Consider the following 16,221-nt stretch of genomic DNA (forward strand, 5'->3'; position numbering starts at 1 on the left):
AGCGGCGCGGTGGTTTCGTTCTGGTGCTATGCCACAAGGCGATCACGCCGCGAGCGGTCCGGCTGACACCCGCCGTCCATCGCGGGTGGTCACGGTGACGTGCGGCATGTCGCTGCCGTACGCGCGGATTACCGCGAACGCCAAACCGTCCTCGCCGATCGGTGCGACATATTCCTCCAGCGAGGAAGCCACCGACAGGGAAACCGCATCCTGGGCAGCGAGACCGATGACCGCGAACCAGCCCTCACCGGACCGGTCGGCAGTTGCGGACCGGAACCTGGTTCCCAGTCGCTGCAACGGCTCCCAGTTCAGGGTGTGCTCGTGCCGGGGTCCGGTGGGCCGGGCTGCGCCGAACGTGGTTCCGTGCGTCGCCCAATGGTCGCCTTCGGGGTGGACGAACACGATATAGCGGCCGTGGCTGCCGTCGACCACGACAGCAGCGATGTCGTCGCGGATGACGGCGCTGACCGGGGTGCGATCCCGGTCAGCGTCCGCGAGGGCATCGAGGGCCACGGTGACCGCTGGATGGTCCAGAGTGTCCATTGGCTATGCCCTTCCCGTGGTGTCAGCAGATCGCCGAGATGGTGGCGCTGTTGTCGCCGCCGTGGTCCCAGTTGCCGTTGAACGCGTTCACGATCACCTGTGTGTGGAACCCGTACAGGACTCCCGCACTCGAGCAGGACGCGGAGTACAGCGTTTCCACATCCGGGTCGGTCGAGGTGTCAGTGCGTTCGGCCTGCACGTACCGTCTCCCGTTGGAGGCATCGTAACGCCACAGCTTGGTGGTGACGCTGCGCAGCGAGGGCCGACCGGTGCAGTGCACCTTGAACCCGTACGAGATCGATGCGATCGAGTTGTGGCCGTTCTTGCGGGGCTCGATGGCGTGCGGGAAGCACACCACCTCGTCCTTGGAGGTGGGGACAGGTTCGGCGTTGGCGACGGTGGCGGTGCCCAACATCAGCCCGCTGGTGAGTAGGGCAGCGTGGATTGCGGTGGCGATGGTCATTGTTTCCTCCCGTTATTCGATTCTCGATCGTTCGTGCTGGTAGCGGACCTGTTCCCACAGCGAGCGCGGCATGAGGTCGACGCACTCACCCAGCGACGGTGGGGTGCGGAATCGGATGCTCGAACCGTCCGCGCGCTGCACCAGCAGTACACGGATCACCCCCGCCTCTACCCGCCACACCACGGTCTCGCCGTTCAGCTCCGTAATGCGCCGCTCGGACATGCGGGGTTACCTCCGCCGCGCTGGTCGCGGACGCACGCAGGCGCGGATGGCCTCGATTACCGCCAGCCCGGACGGCCGGTAGGAATCGCGTGGGGCCTGCGCCCAAAGCCGAAACCCCACAGCCCCAGCCTCATCGACGGGGGAGGGCAGCGCGATCTGCGCTCCGATCGGAGACAAGGTCGCGTTGAGCCGGAACAACTCGGTGAACAGCGGCATCTCATCGTGGACATCCGGCCTGATCAGAAATGTCCATCGTTTCGACCGTGGATGCGAGACGATCGGCCCAGCCGGTGCGGCCCGGTTCAGATGGTTCTTCACCAGCGCGCCGAGCTGCGCGGGCATGGTGATCGCGCCGACGCTGCCGGATAGCACGAAGATTCGGCCCATCTGCGGGTCTATCCGTGCGGGCAGCCCGCACACCCGCTGATAGAACCGGCACCGGGACACTGGAGTGTCCGCCAGGACCACGGTGGCATCGTCCGGGAAACGTCTTGTCCTGTCGGTCATTCCAGTCACGGCCGATCTCGAGGAAGCCGTTTCCGGTCGATGCCGGTTGTGTCGCCGATGGTGATCAAGCAGTCGCGTGGGATGCCAAGCCGGTCGTCCAGTACCTCGGTGCCGACCCAGCCGCACGGGCCGGGGACGTTGCGGTCATGCGGTCCGATCCGGCCGCCTTCGAAAGGGGCGAGCCGCAAGCAATGCTGGGTATCGGGACACCGCACACGCGATAGCGGCCCATACGGTGTTTCGTCGCTTGTCGCCCACTGCCCGACTTGCGACAGCCGGACTGCCCGTTGGGTCAGGCGCTTTTCGGATTCGGTAACCAGATCGTCCTCGGCCTGCACGTGGTGCAGCCGCGCTGTGAAATCATCGCTGACCCCGTCGTCGTCCCGACCCACCGTCAAACCCCTTCTGCTCGGCAATTGGAAGCGGCCCGGCGCAGGGGATCCCACCCGCCCGTTGGGTGACAGATGCCGGTGGAGTGCCCGGATGAGGAACGGGCTCACCCCGCGCCGGGGGCCGTTAGTACTTTCGCGGCGAAGGGGGTGGCGCTTCGGTGGCGTTTTGGTGGACCAGTGGGGGCCGAGTGGTGCACAGTGAGCCTCGACCACTTCGTCTTTGGGGGCCGCATGGTGAGCGTCAGAGAGTGGACTGGCAAGGAAAGCCTCGCCCTGCGCGAGGCTTTCCGGTTGAGCCAGGCAGATTGGGCAGCCAAGTTGGGCGCGCATGAGCGCACGGTCAAGCACTGGGAGGCCGGCCGATCGATCCGGCCTATGTATCAGGCAGTGTTGGATACGACGCTGTCCCGTGCACCGGCGGAGGTCGTGGCGGCATTCCGCGAACGGCTGCGCCCGAGCGAGGAGGATGATGTGGACCGGCGGCAGCTATTCAAGGTTGGCGCGCTCGGTGCTGGCGGGCTAGCGATGCTCGGCGTTGCCGACGCCGAGCGTGCTCGCTGGTTGATGTCCGGCGCGGGTCGACCGGATAGCGCCACCGTCGCAGTAGTCCGCAATACCCTGCACGCGGCGATGCAACTCGACGACATGCTCGGCTCGCCCGCAGCGCAGGGTCTCGTGATCGCGCAGCAGCAGCTCGTTGAGGCGATGCTTCGCGATTGTCCCGCGCCGCTGCGGCCCGAGATGCTGAGCCTGTATGCCGAATGGACCGGATTCGCAGGGTGTCTCGCATGGGACGGCAGCGACTACGACACGGCCACACGGCTCTACCATCTGGCTCGGGAGACGGCGCACGAGGCCGAAGACGCCGACCTCGGCGCATATATGCTGTGCCACCTTTCCCAGCTCTCTATCTGGCAGGGGCGACCACGCGTCGCGCTCGACTATGCGGTCGCCGCCCGCGCCTGGGTCGCGCAGTCAGAGGATCGACCGTTGCGCGCTTATGTTGGCGTTCGCACCGCCGAGGCCGCCGCAGTCGCCGGACAGCGACAAGCCTGCCTTACTGCCTTGGACGAGGCCGACCGCGATATCGCCGGGCTCGAACCGTGCCACCCGCGCGAGTCCCGCGCGTACTTCATCGGTGCCGCGCTGATGGAGTCCTACCGGGGCAACTGCCTGAGCATCCTCGGCAACGCGGCAGCGGCAGCCGAGGCGACCCGTCGCGCGCTGACTCTGATCTCGCCCAACTTCGTGCGTGACCGCGCGATGTCGCTGCTCGAACTAGAGCGGTCGCTGATCCAACTCTCGGAGATCGAAGAGGCTGCGGCCGTCGTCGGCGACGCCGCCGACCTCACGGCGCAGTGCCGGTCGCCGCGCCTGGCCGCCGCCATCCGTGACGGCCGCCGCGAGCTCTCGCCGTGGGCGGGTACGCGGCCGGTCCGCGCGCTCGACGCGAGCCTCACGGCTCGGGATATCGTGATGGCATGAGCATGGAGCGGGAAGCGGAGGTGTTGGCTCGGATCGAGCGAGCCAAGGCCGCACTTCTCGGCACCGGCGAAGTGTTCGCGCGCAGCGAGGGAGGACGTGCCCCGTCGCGGTCCGACCGGTTCAAGCAGGCCCGGGACGAAGTCCACGCAGCGGAGCAGGCCCGTAATCGGCTGCTCGTAGAGATTGTCGGTGACGCCGACGTAGTGCCGCTGGAGCTGGCGCAGCGGCTCGGTCTAACCGGGCGTGAGGCAGTGAATATCGTGGAGACCGCGCGCACCGGTTCCCCTCGGTTGAAGGACTACCTGCTCGGCCAGCCATCGGCGACTGAATAGCTGGTCAGTGGCCGTTGTCAGCCGACAGCGAGGGCCGCGATGCGCACCCCATTCGTCAATAGGCCATTCGGTTAGGAATGCCGCCTAGATACGCGCGGACTCCTCAGTGGGTGGACCGCAGTTCAGTGGAGGCTCAGTTGCATCCCGGCCGCCCGTTGCGTGACCTGTCACTGTTCGAGAGCGGCTCGTCGATACCTGCCGGAAGCAACTCGGCGGGTGTCGGTTGGTGATTCGTTCGGCCGCTGGAGTGGGTACAGTGCGACTGTCGTGCACCGTGATGTGGCGTCCTCGAGACATCGCAACCCGCGGTCCCCGGCAATTCTGGACGTACGACCGGTTTTTCCGCCCCGTCATCGACGAGACGCATAATCCCTGCTGACGACGCGGCAATTTTTCTTCGAAAACGTAACGTGCCGAAAATGCTTCGTAGGTACGGTGCCGATCAGATCGGAAGTTCACCCGTGTCCGCACCGGGCCTGCGATCCAGGAGAACGCGGTGCGGCGCTCGAGAAGTGGGGCCGTGATGAGGAATTCGAGGATTGGGCGACGGACCGGGGCGCGAACCATCGCGGCCGTCGGCTTGGTGGCGTTGGCGGCATCGATGGTGGCGGGCTGCGGTTCCGGAAGAACCGGCGACGGTGGCGGTGCCGGATTGGTGGCGGGCACCACCGACAAGATCTTCTCGCTCGACCCGGCGGCCGCCTATGACAACGGGTCGCTGGTCGCCGAAACGCAGATCTACCAGTACCTGCTCAACTTCGCTCCCGGCGACGCGACCCCACGGCCGGACGCGGCGCAGAAGTGCGAGTTCACCGCGCCGACGGTGTACACGTGCACCCTGAAAGAGGGCCTGAAGTTCGCCAACGGCAATCCGTTGACCGCGACCAGCGTCAAGTTCTCCTTCGACCGGATGCTGCGGATCAACGATCCGAACGGGCCCGCGTCGCTGCTCGGCAACCTGGAGAAGACCGACGTCGTCGACCCGCGCACCGTCGCGTTCACGCTGAAGGTCGCCAACGACCAGACCTTCCCGGCGATTCTGCCCACTCAGGCCGGACCGATCGTCGACGAGAAGGTGTACGCGCCCGACAAGGTGATGGCGGACGAGGAGGTTGTGCGGGCCAAGGGCTACTCCGGCCCGTACACCATCGCGAGCTACGACAAGAACAAGCTGGTGGAGTACCAGGCGTTCGCCGACTACAACGGCATTCTCGGCACCCCGAAAACCAAGACGGTCTCGACCAAGTACTACGCCACCGCCGACAATATGAAGCTGGACCTGCAGAACGGGTCGCTCGACGTCGGATACCGGTCCTTCACACCCACCGACGTCGAATCGCTGCGTGGCGACAGCAAGGTCACCGTGCACGAGGGTCCCGGTGGCGAGCTGCGCTACATCGTGTTCAACATGAACACCATGCCGGGCGGCACGCCGGAGCAGAAGCTGGCCGTGCGCAAGGCCGTCGCCGCCACCGTCGACCGGGCCGCGCTGGCCGACGGCGTCTACAAGAACACCTATCTGCCCGCGTATTCGTCTGTGCCGCAAGGCATGCCGGGTGCGGCGGAGCCGTTCAAGGAGATCTACGGCGCCCAGCCGAACAAAGACCGGGCCGCGAAGTTCCTCGCCGACGCCGGTGTCGCGACGCCGGTCGAGCTCAACCTGCAATACAACCCGGACCACTACGGCTCCAGCAGCTCCGAGGAATACGCGGCGATCAAGTCGCAGCTGGAGGCAACGGGGCTGTTCCGGGTCAACCTGCAATCCACCGAATGGGTCACCTACCAGAGGGAACGCGCGCGCGACGCGTACCCGCTGTACCAGTTCGGTTGGTTCCCGGATTTCCCGGACCCGGACAACTACCTCAGCCCGTTCTTCGGTCCGAACAACTTCCTGCAGTCGCATTTCGAGGACCCGGGCATCTCCGCGCAGCTGATCGCCGAGGCGACCCAGCCGGACAAGGACAAGCGGATGGAGCAGATCAGGCAGGTACAGCGTGATCTGGCGCAGAACTTCCTGCCGATCGTTCCGCTGCTGTCCGGCAAGCAGATCGCGGTATCGGCCACCGACGTGCAGGGCGTCGAGCAGACGCTCGACTCGTCGTTCAAGTTCCGCTATACGGTGCTGAGCAAGTGAGTTCCGGCGACACTGCCGGGCCCGGGACGACAACAGCGCCGGGTACGGCGCAGGCCCGGGCCCGGCGCTTCGGCTTGCCGCGAACGGTCAAGGGCGGCGACGACTCTCGGCACCTTGCGCTGCTGCGCTACCTGGGCGTGCGCCTGCTGCTGATTCCGGTGACCGCGTGGATCCTCGTGACGGTCGTGTTCTTCCTGATGCGCGTGGTCGGCGATCCGATCAGCGCCGCGATGGGCGGGCGCATGACGCAGGAGCAGATCGAGGCGCGCAAGGAGGCGGCCGGGTTGAACCGGCCGATCCTGGCCCAGTATTGGGACTATCTCTCCGGGCTGATGCGGGGGGATCTCGGTCGCTCCCAGGACAACCGGGAGATCAGCGAGGTCGTCGTCACCTATGGCGCCGCCTCGCTGGAACTGGTGTGCTGGGCGCTGGTCGTCGCGTTCGCGATCGGCGTTCCGATGGGCAGATACGCGGCGACCCATCGGGATTCGGCCGCCGACACGGGGCTGCGGTTGCTGGCCATCCTGTTCTACGCCGCGCCGGTGTTCTTCGTCGGCCTGCTGCTGAAGCTGGTGTTCGCGGTGGAGCTGGGGTGGTTGCCGGTGGCGGGCCGGGCCAGTACCAACGTCGAACTGCAACTGCAGCACGTTTCGCCCAAGACCAACATCATGGTGATCGACGCGATCCTCTACGGCGACACCGGATATCTGATCGACGTGCTGAAACACGCCGTGCTGCCCGCCATCGCGCTCGGCTTGCTGACCGCGGGCATCTTCCTGCGGCTGGTGCGGATCAACCTGATCCAGACGCTGCGCGCGGACTACGTGGACGCCGCACGGGCGCGCGGCTTGTCCCGCCGGGTCGTGACCGGACGACATGCCTTCCGCAACGCGATGATCCCGATCGTCACGGTGATGGGCATGCAGATCGCCATGATGCTCGGCGCCTCGGTGCTCACCGAGACGACCTTCGAATGGAAAGGGCTCGGCTACCAGCTCGCGTCGTATCTGTCGGCGCGGGACTTCATCGCCGTGCAGGGCATCGTCGCGTTCATCGCGCTCATCGTGGCGGTGATGAGTTTCGTGGTGGACGTCCTGGTCGCGCTGATCGATCCGAGGGTGAGGTTCTGATGACCGCTCCGGAACTGCTGAACGAACCGGTGCTCGCGCCGCCGGTGCCGAGCCGGGGCGTGCCCGGCCTGCGGTTGTTCTCGATGACCGCGGGATTGCAGCGCGCGACGCTCATCCTCGGGCTCGGCCTGGTCGGCGTCTTCGTGGTCGCTGCGCTCTTCGCCCCGCTGATCGCGCCGTACGGATTCGCCCAGAGCGCCGCCGACGGCGTCGATTTCGCCCGTCAGCAGGCGCCGTCGGCCGAGCATTGGTTCGGCACCTCGGTGCGTGGGGAAGACGTGTTCTCCAGGGTGATCTACGGTGCGCGCACCGCGCTGTGGGTGATCGCGATCTCGTTGGTGCTCTCGCTGCTGATCGGTGTGCCGCTCGGGTTGCTGTCCGGCTATATCGGCCGCTGGCCGGACCGGGTGCTGGTGCTGTTCATGGACGCGATGTACGCCTTTCCGACGCTGCTGCTGGCGATCGTGGTGTCCATCGTGGTCGCGGGTGGCCGCTCGACAAGTCTGGGCGGTGTGCTGTCCGCCGCGGTGGCGATCACGGCGGTGTTCGTGCCGCAGTACTTCCGGGTGGTGCGCAATGCCACCGTGGCGGTGAAGCAGGAGCCGTATGTCGACGCCGCGCGGGTGACCGGCGCGTCGACGGCGCGAATCCTGTTCCGGCACATCCTCGCCAACGTCACCCAGTCGCTGCCGGTGATCGTCACGTTGAACGGGTCGGAGGCCATCCTCACCCTGGCCGGTCTCGGTTTCCTCGGTTTCGGCATCGAACCGACCCAAGCCGCGGAGTGGGGCTTCGACCTGAACAAGGCGCTGCCGGACGTATCCAACGGCATCTGGTGGACCGGCATCTTCCCCGGTGTCGCCATCGTGCTCGTCGTGCTCGGCATGACGCTGGTCGGCGAGAGCCTCAACGAAGTGCTCAACCCGATCCTGCGCACCCGTCGGGCCGTCGCGGCCGGCGCCGCCCCGAGTGCCGCCGCCGAGCAGCCCGAAACCGTTCCGGGCGCGCAGGGCGGAGTCGGCGGGAAGGACACCGCCAATGCCTGAGTCATCCACGGCGAAGCGGGACCGCCCTGCCCTGTTGATCGAATCGCTGTCGGTCACCTTCGCCACCGACGCGGGGCCCGTGCACGCGGTCACCGACGTGTCCTACGAGGTCTATCCCGGCGAAGTACTGGCCATCGTCGGGGAATCCGGCTCGGGGAAGTCGGTGAGTTCGCGGACCGCGATGGGGTTGTTGCCGCAGACCGCGTCGGTACGCGGCCTGGTCACCCTGGGAACCGAACAGATCAGCGCGATGAGCGAGCGGCAGCTCACCGCGCTGCGCGGCGGCGCGATCTCGATGGTTTTCCAGGAGCCGGGTCTGGCGCTCGACCCCTTGTTCACGGTGGGCTTCCAGATCGGCGAGGCGCTGCGGGCACACACCGATCTGAGTAAGAAGGCCGCCAAGGCGCGCGCGGTGGAGTTGTTGCGGACGGTCGGGTTGCCCGATCCGGAACACCGGGTGGACTACTACCCGCACCAGCTCTCCGGCGGGCAGAAGCAACGTGTGATGATCGCCATCGCCATCGCCTGCGAGCCCAAGGTGATCATCGCCGACGAGCCGACCACCGCGCTCGACGTCACGGTGCAGGCCGAGATCCTGGCACTCCTGCGCGACTTACGCGACCGGATCGGCAGCGCGATCATCCTGATCACCCACAACATGGGCGTTGTCGCCGATATCGCCGACCGTGTGGTGGTGATGCGCGACGGCGCGGTGGTCGAGCAAGCGCCGGTGGACGAGCTGCTCGCGACTCCCAAGGCGGAGTACACCCGCTCCTTGCTGGCCGCGGTCCCGCATCTGGGCACCGAACAGATCGACCACGGCCCGGCCGACCCCGCGCGAGCCGAGGGCGAGCCGGTGCTCGAGGTCCGCGATCTGGTGGTGGAGTTCCCCGGGCCGTTCGGTCGCCCGAGATTCCGCGCGGTGGACGAGGTCAGCCTGCGCATCGGACCCGGCGAGACCCTGGGCTTGGTCGGCGAGTCCGGGTCGGGCAAGTCGACCATCGGCCGCTGCGTCGCGGCGCTGCAACGGCCGACCTCCGGGGTGGTGCGGGTGCGCGGGCAGGACATCGTGGGCCTGTCGCAGCGCAAGCTGCGGCCGATCCGGCGACGCTTCGGATTCGTGTTCCAGGATCCGGCCAGCTCGCTGAACCCGCGGCTCACCGTGGGCGACTGCGTGGCCGAACCGCTGATCGTGCACAAGACCGGCAGTTCGGCGCAGATCCGCGCCAGGGTGCGCGGACTGCTCGACGACGTGCGGCTGCCCGCGGGCGCCGAGCGCCGGTACCCGCACGAGCTGTCCGGTGGGCAACGTCAGCGCGCGAGCCTGGCCCGCGCCCTGGTGCTCGACCCCGACCTGCTCGTCGCCGACGAGCCGACCAGCGCGCTGGACGTCTCGGTGCAGGCGGCGGTGCTGGAACTGTTCGGGCAACTCCAGCGCGAATGCGGCTGGGCGTGCCTGTTCATCAGCCACGATCTCGCCGTGGTCGATCAGCTCGCCGACCGAATCGTGGTGCTGCGCAACGGGGCGGTGGTCGAGCATGGCGATCGGGACCACATCCTGCGGGCTCCGCGGGAGGACTACACGCGGCGTCTGGTGGCCGCCGTACCGGTGCCCGACCCGGCGCGGCAGCGTCGCCGCCGGGCACGGACGGCCGGACTGTTCGACGGGAACGAGTCGGACTGATGGTCCGTATTACGGTTCGCTCTGCCCTATTGTCAAGAGGGCGAGCCAACACCGGTGCGGGGTCGTTATCCCACTCCGGTAGCGTGAGCAGGCATCTATCCGCCGATTCGGTTTGGAGCTTTCCCCGAAAATGACTGAACAGACCCCCAGTGGTGGTGCTTCGTACGCCGCGGCAGGCGTGGACATCGAGGCAGGTGATCGCGCCGTCGAGTTGTTCGGACCATTGGCGAAGAAGGCGACCCGGCCCGAGGTTCAAGGCGGCCTCGGCGGCTTCGCCGGGCTGTTCGCGCTGAAGGGTGGCTATCGGGAACCGCTGCTGGCCGCCTCCACCGACGGCGTCGGCACCAAGATCGCGGTGGCGCAGGCGATGGACAAGCACGACACCGTCGGCCTCGACCTGGTCGCGATGGTCGTCGACGACCTCGTGGTCTGCGGTGCGGAGCCGCTGTTCCTGCAGGATTACATCGCGATCGGAAAGGTCGTTCCGGAGAAGGTCGCCGAACTCGTCTCCGGTATCGCCGAAGGTTGCGTGCGCGCCGGGTGCGCGCTGCTGGGCGGCGAGACGGCCGAGCATCCCGGCCTGATGGACCCCGACGACTACGACCTATCCGCGACCGGCATCGGTGTGGTCGAGGCCGACGCGGTGCTCGGGCCGGATCGAGTGCGTCCCGGCGACGTGGTGATCGCCATGGGCTCCTCGGGCCTGCACTCCAACGGCTACAGTCTGGCTCGGAAGGTGCTGCTCGACATCGACCGCATGTCGCTCACCGGGCATGTCGAGGAATTCGGCCGCACCCTCGGTGAGGAACTGCTCGAGCCGACCAGGATCTACGCCAAGGACTGCCTCGCGCTGATCGCCGAGACCGACGTACGCACGTTCGCCCACGTCACCGGCGGCGGTTTGGCGGCCAACCTGGCCAGGGTGCTGCCCGCCGGCATGGTAGCCGAACTGGATCGCGGAACCTGGAACCCGGCACCGGTATTCAAGATGATCGCCCAGCGCGGCCGGGTGGAACGGGCCGAGATGGAGAAGACGTTCAACATGGGCATCGGCATGGTCGCCGTCGTCGCCCCGGAGGACGTCGACCGCGCGCTGGCCGTGCTGACCGCGCGGCACATCGAGTGCTGGACGCTCGGCACGGTCAAGAAGGCCAAGGACGCCGACGCGGTGCGCGCCGTGCTGGTCGGTGAGCATCCGCGATTCTGATCTCGGCGGAAGACACGCCAGAGTCCCGCATCCTCATCCGATGCGGGACTCTGATGTATTGCAAGCCTTTTCGGCGCCAGTCCCGTCAACCCGCGACAACGCTCGAAGGGGGAGGCCCGTCGGCCTCCCCCTTCAAGACGTAAATCCGAGTCAGCGGCGCCAGTCGTCGTAGTCGTCCTCATCCCAGCGGGACAAGGAGTCGTCCGCGTCGTGCTCATCGGACAGCACACCACCACTCCGCTGGGAGTTGGGGCTTCCCGAAAGCTCGCGCTGAAGGCTCGCGAAGTCGGTCGACGGCGAGCTGTACTTCAGCTCGCGTGCGACCTTGGTCTGCTTTGCCTTAGCCCGGCCACGGCCCATGGCTGACCCCCTCGCGTCACAGCGGGGCGGCCTGGGGTTTGGTGGCGGCCCCGTTCGAATTAATACTCTTCCTGACAGACACTTTAGCGTGTGTCTGCCGGTCTCGCTTCCAGGAGTGGGTGAAGAACTCAGGAACTGGTGCCGTTTGCCCGCTTGTCGCCCCGCGATCGAATCGCTACACGACCCCGGGTATCGCGCGGATCACACCGACTCGCGCGCCGCCGCCGAGCACGGCGGGTGCCGCGAGTTCCGCATGCGCATCGGTCCATTCGATCCCCATCCGATGCAGAATGGCCAGCGTCAGCGGCATCCGGGCGCGGTCGTGACCGTCGTCGATCTTGTACGCGAAGGACGATCCATCCGGCAGCGCACCCGCGTGCACGCCGTCCGCGCCGATCTTGCACAACAGTCCCGGGGTTGCCCGCATGGCGAGCAGGTCGGGGCCGTTCGTGCCGGAAATCACTCGCGGATGCGCGCGGACGGCGTCGGCGACCCGGCGTTCCGGGGTGCCGGGTTCGGCGGTCGCCATGGCCGCGAACACCTTCGCCAGGTTCACCAGCGACACCGGGATGATCGGCAATCCGCAGCCATCGATGCCGAGATCGGATTCCGGCTCGCCGGTCAGATCGGCCACCGTGGCGACCACCGCGCGTTGCAATGGATGCGCCTGATCCAGGTAGCCGTCGGTGGGCCAGCCATTGATCGCGCAGGTCGCGAGCATCGCCGCGTGCTTGCCGGAGCAGTTCATGTAGATCGGGCGCGGCTGCTGTCCGTCGGAGAGCGCCGCGGCGCGGGCTCGCTCCTCGAACGGCAGGTCGGGTGGGCATGCGAGAGATGCCTCGGAGAACCCGAACCGGTCGAGCAGCCTGCGCACCAGCGCGATGTGGTCCGGCTCGCCGTAGTGTGAGGCGGTGGCGATGGCCAGCTCGGCGTCGTCGATCGGCTGGAAACCGTTGCGCAGCATGGTGATCGCCTGCATCGGTTTGTTCGTCGAGCGCGGGAAGATCGGCAGGTGCACCTCGCCGAGCGCCAGGGTGGGTTCGCCCTCGGCGTCGAGCACCACCACCGAGCCGCGGTGCACGCACTCGCGGAAGCCCGAGCGGACGACTTCGACCAGTTCCACGCTCACGACTGCGCCTCGCTCACGACTGCGCCTCGCTGGCGCTCGGCTCCGTCGTGCGCGAGGGCGCGCTGTGTTTCTGGTTCGCTCGCTGACGCTCGCTCACGACTGCGCTCCGATGCTCGGTTCTTCTATGCCGTCCCGGCGCGCTGCGGCGCGTGCGGCGTTGGTCTGCCTGCGCGCGTGCCGTTCGATCTGCATCCGCACGTCGTCGGAGATGGTCGGCTCGTCGGCCAACAGGATCGCGAGCAGGTCGAGATCGGCACCGGTGAACACGTCGCGGACGGTGATGCCGTGCTCGGGGACGTGCACCACCGTGACCCGATCGCCGGCGCCGATCGTGCCTTCGGTGAGCACTCGCAGGTAGGCGCCGGTATCACTGCGCAGCGTGAACCGCTTCACCCACTGCCGCTCGCCGCTCCAGTGCTGGAACGTGGCGCACGGCACCCGCGGCGCGCTCACTTCCAGCAGGGTGTCGCCGACCGACCAGCGCGAGCCGATCACCGCGTCGCTGACCGGGAGACCGGCGATGCGCAGGTTTTCGCCGAACCACCCCGCGGGCAGCTCCCGGCCGAGTTCCGTGCCCCAGCGCCGGGCGTCCTCATCGGCGTACGCGTAAACGGCCTGGTGCACGCCACCGTGGTGCTTGGTGTCGCAGACGTGGTCGCCCGCCAAACCGAGAACACGCACCCCGACCCGGCCGGCTACCGGCCTTTTGTCGATCGCCGTGCGACCGACTCGCCCCGGAACCTCGAGGTCGGCATGCACGACGCAGGTGGCGAGGACCTCTCCGGAGTCACCGATGCGCATGGACAGCGCTCCTCTCGTCATGGATAGGGAACTCGGCGCTGAGCGGGGATGGGTGCGCCGGCGGGGAAAGCCCCTGACCGACCGGTCATTCGTCAACGGGTTCAGCGCCCGCGGAGCCGGTCGACCGCGATCCGGCCGGCCTGCGGCGCGTCGTCGGCGGGCACCGAATCGGGATCGATGGCCGCCGCGACCGGGCCTGCGGCGAGTGCGGTGTCGGCCGGAACCGTGCGCTTGATCAGGGCCAGCGCGATGGGGCCGAGTTCGTAGTGATCGACGACCGTACCGAGCCGGCCGACCGCGCGGCCGCCCGCGGTGACGTCGTCGCCGGTGGCGGGCCGCTCGTCGGCCGAGCCGTCCAGGTGCAACAGCAGCAGGTGCCGCGGCGGTTTGCCGAGGTTGTGCACCCTGGCGACGGTCTCCTGGCCGCGGTAGCAGCCCTTGTCGAGATGGACGGCGCCGTGTTCGGCGACACCGCCGATCCAGTGGGCCTCGTGTGGGATGGTCCGTTCGTCGGTATCCAGTCCGATCCGCGGACGAACGGCCGCGACGCGCAGCGCCTCGAACGTCCACATCCCGGCGGGCGCCGCTCCGGCCGCGGTGAGCTGAGCCCACCGGTCGGCCAGCTGATCGCGCGGGATGACCAGCTCGAAGGAGTCCGCCGTCGGCCACGGCATCCGGCGCAGGAATCCGCCGCCGGGCAGCGGCGTCGCCTGGTACACGCCGGGAAGGGCGGCGATGCCGAGCGCGTCGGTCAGCTCGGCGACCCGTGGCCCGAGCAGGCTCAGCACCGCGTGGTCGGTGGCGTCGACCGGCTGTGCGTCGGCCCAGAACACCATCTTCTGCAGGAACGCGAGCAGGTCGGCCCCGCGCTCGGCTTCGGTGTCGATCCAGACCGCGCCGTCCAGTTCGGTGAGCACGAAGTGATGCAGCACCCGGCCGTTCAGATCCAGGTCGAGGTTCTCCGCGCACTGCCCGTCACAGAGGGCGGCGACATGCTGACTGGAGATGGTGTGCAACCAGGTGAGGCGCTCCGCGCCGGTGATGCGCAGGACGAACCGATGCGATCGGTCGACGATCGCGGCACGATCCACCGCGGCGCGCTGTTCGCCGAACGGATCGCCGTAATGCCAGGCGACGGCGGCGTCGGGCGAACCCGCCGCTCCCGGCACGGCTCCCGACACACTGAGGATGGGGCTGGGCGCAACGACCACGGACACCTTTTCCACTCTAGGCGGCTGCCTCGCCTTCGCTCACCCCGGCGCGGTCTAAGGACGGACTTCGTCCGGCTGCGCCCTTTCTGCGGCTGCCTCTGCCTTCGCTCACCCCGGCGCGGTCTAAGGGCGGACTTCGTCCGGCTGCGCCTTCCCTGCGCGGCCGCACGGTGGGGGGTGCACCGGGCCGCCGAGCCGGAACTGGGCATAGCGAATCGGCATTTTGCGAGTATTGCGACCGATGACGCAAGGAACATTGACAAAAGGTCTTGCGAAAGCGGCCGTGACGTAGGCATTGTCCGCCCGTACCGCCTACGCTCGACGCATGGTGGATCGAGTTCTGGTAACACTCGATGGCGTGGTCCGCGATGCGGACGCGCCGTTGTTGTTTGCGGACGATATTGGCGTATTGCGCGGCGACGGTGTCTTCGAAACGGTTCTAGTGCGCGCAGGAGTCGCGTGCGCGATCGAATTTCATCTAGGCAGGTTACGTCGCTCCGCACAGGCGTTGGATCTGCCCGAGCCAGAGCTGGGGAAATGGCGGGAAGCGGTCGAGACTGCCGCCAAGGAGTGGGGCAGCGAGCGCGAAGGGATCCTGCGGCTGGTGCTCACCCGCGGCCGTGACTCCGAACTGTCCGGCGCGCCGGACAAGGTGAAGACCGGTGACCTCGCCGCCGCCGTGCCGGTGCCGACGGCCTTCGTGCTGGTGGTGCCGGTGCCCGAGCGCGTCGAGAAGGCCCGCACCGAAGGCGTCGCGGTGGTGAGCTTGTCGCGCGGTATCTCGGTCGACCTGGCGCAGGCGGCGCCGTGGCAGCTACTCGGGGCCAAGACGCTGTCCTACGCCACCAACATGGCCGCGCTCCGGTTCGCCCAGCGGATGGGCGCGGACGACGTGATCTTCACCAGCACCGAGAACCGGGTGCTGGAGGGTCCGCGGTCCACCGTCGTGATCGCGCGCGACAAGCAGCTGATCACCCCGCCCGCCAAGAACGGCGTGCTGCCCGGCGTCACCCAGCGCGCGCTGTTCGTCGAGGCCGAGAAGGCCGGCTGGCAGTGCCGCTACGACTCGCTGTTCACCGCCGATCTGCTCACCTGCGACAGCATCTGGATGCTGTCGAGCATCTCGCTGGCGGCGCGGGTGAACTCGCTGGACGGTCTGCGGATGTCCGCGCCGGACAACGCCGGGGAGATCATCGAACTGGTGAATCGCGGCATCGAGCGAGCAGGCGCCATCGGCGACTGGTGAATGGGTCCCTCGGCTCTGTGGGTCTCAGGCGAACAGGTGAGTGGCCGCTGGGGTCGGTCACCACGCTCATCGGCGAGGTGACACCTACGACGCGGGCTGCTCGTTGACGCGACAACTGATCTCGCCAGCACATGGGTAACTCACCGGGCACGCCCAGGACTCGAGCGGCACCCAACGCAGGACCTGAACGCAAGTCCTGCATCACCTGACTAGTACGGCCTGAAGACTCGGAGAGGCGGGGGAGCTCCGTGATCTCCGTCCTACTCGGGCGGGTACGGGGTGGCGGTGAACACGGGAAAGTGGCGATTCGGGCGGAAAGGCCCGGGATA

The 16,221-nt window shown here is 67.7% G+C and carries 16 protein-coding genes; 8 read left to right on the plus strand and 8 right to left on the minus strand.

Annotated features, from left to right (window positions below; all coding sequences use genetic code 11):
* Positions 1-42: 42 nt before the first annotated feature.
* Genes ACWPXK_RS05655 through ACWPXK_RS05670 form a run of 4 tightly spaced genes read right to left on the minus strand, consistent with a single transcriptional unit; the run spans position 43 to position 1,735 of the window.
* Entirely contained in the window at positions 43-543 is a 501-nt protein-coding gene (locus ACWPXK_RS05655; protein ID WP_454194909.1) for a hypothetical protein, read from the minus strand.
* A gap of 22 nt (positions 544-565) precedes the next feature.
* Positions 566-1,006 (minus strand): hypothetical protein, encoded by a 441-nt coding sequence (locus ACWPXK_RS05660; RefSeq protein ID WP_454194910.1) that lies wholly within the window; start codon positions 1,004-1,006, stop codon positions 566-568.
* Positions 1,007-1,018: 12 nt separating this feature from the next.
* Positions 1,019-1,228 (minus strand): hypothetical protein, encoded by a 210-nt coding sequence (locus tag ACWPXK_RS05665; RefSeq protein ID WP_454194911.1) that lies wholly within the window; start codon positions 1,226-1,228, stop codon positions 1,019-1,021.
* 6 nt (positions 1,229-1,234) lie between these two features.
* Entirely contained in the window at positions 1,235-1,735 is a 501-nt protein-coding gene (locus ACWPXK_RS05670; protein WP_454194912.1) for a DNA-directed RNA polymerase subunit beta, read from the minus strand.
* 590 nt (positions 1,736-2,325) lie between these two features.
* On the opposite strand from ACWPXK_RS05670, the gene ACWPXK_RS05675 reads away from it, so the two are divergent.
* The 7 genes from ACWPXK_RS05675 to purM all read left to right on the plus strand — a co-directional run bounded on the left by ACWPXK_RS05675 (position 2,326) and on the right by purM (position 11,145).
* Complete coding sequence (locus ACWPXK_RS05675; RefSeq protein WP_454194913.1) at positions 2,326-3,612, plus strand: helix-turn-helix domain-containing protein; 1,287 nt, start codon at positions 2,326-2,328, stop codon at positions 3,610-3,612.
* Positions 3,609-3,944: a hypothetical protein gene (locus ACWPXK_RS05680; protein ID WP_454194914.1), complete on the plus strand. Its 336-nt coding sequence runs from the start codon at positions 3,609-3,611 to the stop codon at positions 3,942-3,944. The genes ACWPXK_RS05675 and ACWPXK_RS05680 overlap by 4 nt, the downstream gene beginning before the upstream one ends.
* A 601-nt stretch (positions 3,945-4,545) precedes the next feature.
* Positions 4,546-6,078, plus strand: coding sequence for an ABC transporter substrate-binding protein (locus ACWPXK_RS05685; RefSeq protein WP_454195464.1), 1,533 nt, complete (start codon positions 4,546-4,548; stop codon positions 6,076-6,078).
* A 119-nt stretch (positions 6,079-6,197) separates the two neighbouring features.
* Positions 6,198-7,208: an ABC transporter permease gene (locus ACWPXK_RS05690; protein ID WP_454195465.1), complete on the plus strand. Its 1,011-nt coding sequence runs from the start codon at positions 6,198-6,200 to the stop codon at positions 7,206-7,208.
* Positions 7,208-8,254, plus strand: coding sequence for an ABC transporter permease (locus ACWPXK_RS05695; protein ID WP_454194916.1), 1,047 nt, complete (start codon positions 7,208-7,210; stop codon positions 8,252-8,254). Before ACWPXK_RS05690 ends, ACWPXK_RS05695 begins: the two co-directional genes overlap by 1 nt.
* Positions 8,247-9,938, plus strand: coding sequence for an ABC transporter ATP-binding protein (locus tag ACWPXK_RS05700; RefSeq protein ID WP_454194917.1), 1,692 nt, complete (start codon positions 8,247-8,249; stop codon positions 9,936-9,938). Before ACWPXK_RS05695 ends, ACWPXK_RS05700 begins: the two co-directional genes overlap by 8 nt.
* A gap of 130 nt (positions 9,939-10,068) precedes the next feature.
* Positions 10,069-11,145, plus strand: coding sequence for a phosphoribosylformylglycinamidine cyclo-ligase (gene purM / locus ACWPXK_RS05705; protein ID WP_454194918.1), 1,077 nt, complete (start codon positions 10,069-10,071; stop codon positions 11,143-11,145).
* 150 nt (positions 11,146-11,295) lie between these two features.
* On the opposite strand, the gene ACWPXK_RS05710 is transcribed toward purM, so the two are convergent.
* The 4 genes from ACWPXK_RS05710 to ygfZ all read right to left on the minus strand — a co-directional run bounded on the left by ACWPXK_RS05710 (position 11,296) and on the right by ygfZ (position 14,652).
* A complete protein-coding gene (locus ACWPXK_RS05710; RefSeq protein WP_043686525.1) occupies positions 11,296-11,505 on the minus strand; it encodes a DUF3073 domain-containing protein in 210 nt (69 codons plus the stop codon).
* Positions 11,506-11,680: 175 nt separating this feature from the next.
* Complete coding sequence (locus ACWPXK_RS05715; RefSeq protein ID WP_454194919.1) at positions 11,681-12,634, minus strand: asparaginase; 954 nt, start codon at positions 12,632-12,634, stop codon at positions 11,681-11,683.
* A gap of 93 nt (positions 12,635-12,727) precedes the next feature.
* A complete protein-coding gene (locus ACWPXK_RS05720) occupies positions 12,728-13,435 on the minus strand; it encodes an MOSC domain-containing protein (RefSeq protein ID WP_454194920.1) in 708 nt (235 codons plus the stop codon).
* A gap of 101 nt (positions 13,436-13,536) precedes the next feature.
* On the minus strand, positions 13,537-14,652 hold the full coding sequence (gene ygfZ, locus ACWPXK_RS05725) for a CAF17-like 4Fe-4S cluster assembly/insertion protein YgfZ (RefSeq protein WP_454194921.1): 1,116 nt from the start codon (positions 14,650-14,652) through the stop codon (positions 13,537-13,539).
* A 319-nt stretch (positions 14,653-14,971) separates the two neighbouring features.
* Between ygfZ and ACWPXK_RS05730 the strand changes: the two genes are divergently transcribed.
* A complete protein-coding gene (locus ACWPXK_RS05730) occupies positions 14,972-15,892 on the plus strand; it encodes an aminodeoxychorismate lyase (RefSeq protein ID WP_454194922.1) in 921 nt (306 codons plus the stop codon).
* The last annotated feature ends 329 nt before the right edge of the window (positions 15,893-16,221 follow it).

The sequence above is a fragment of the Nocardia sp. Marseille-Q1738 genome (genome assembly GCF_965283145.1).

Coding starts and splice junctions, on each gene's coding strand:
- ACWPXK_RS05655 (WP_454194909.1), bottom strand. CDS start 543: ATGGACACTCTGGACCATCCAGCGGTCACCGTGGCCCTCGATGCCCTC.
- ACWPXK_RS05695 (WP_454194916.1), top strand. CDS start 7,208: ATGACCGCTCCGGAACTGCTGAACGAACCGGTGCTCGCGCCGCCGGTG.
- ACWPXK_RS05680 (WP_454194914.1), top strand. CDS start 3,609: ATGAGCATGGAGCGGGAAGCGGAGGTGTTGGCTCGGATCGAGCGAGCC.
- ACWPXK_RS05720 (WP_454194920.1), bottom strand. CDS start 13,435: ATGCGCATCGGTGACTCCGGAGAGGTCCTCGCCACCTGCGTCGTGCAT.
- ACWPXK_RS05670 (WP_454194912.1), bottom strand. CDS start 1,735: ATGACCGACAGGACAAGACGTTTCCCGGACGATGCCACCGTGGTCCTG.
- ACWPXK_RS05685 (WP_454195464.1), top strand. CDS start 4,546: ATGGTGGCGGGCTGCGGTTCCGGAAGAACCGGCGACGGTGGCGGTGCC.
- ACWPXK_RS05660 (WP_454194910.1), bottom strand. CDS start 1,006: ATGACCATCGCCACCGCAATCCACGCTGCCCTACTCACCAGCGGGCTG.
- ACWPXK_RS05665 (WP_454194911.1), bottom strand. CDS start 1,228: ATGTCCGAGCGGCGCATTACGGAGCTGAACGGCGAGACCGTGGTGTGG.
- ACWPXK_RS05710 (WP_043686525.1), bottom strand. CDS start 11,505: ATGGGCCGTGGCCGGGCTAAGGCAAAGCAGACCAAGGTCGCACGCGAG.
- purM (WP_454194918.1), top strand. CDS start 10,069: ATGACTGAACAGACCCCCAGTGGTGGTGCTTCGTACGCCGCGGCAGGC.
- ACWPXK_RS05700 (WP_454194917.1), top strand. CDS start 8,247: ATGCCTGAGTCATCCACGGCGAAGCGGGACCGCCCTGCCCTGTTGATC.
- ACWPXK_RS05730 (WP_454194922.1), top strand. CDS start 14,972: ATGGTGGATCGAGTTCTGGTAACACTCGATGGCGTGGTCCGCGATGCG.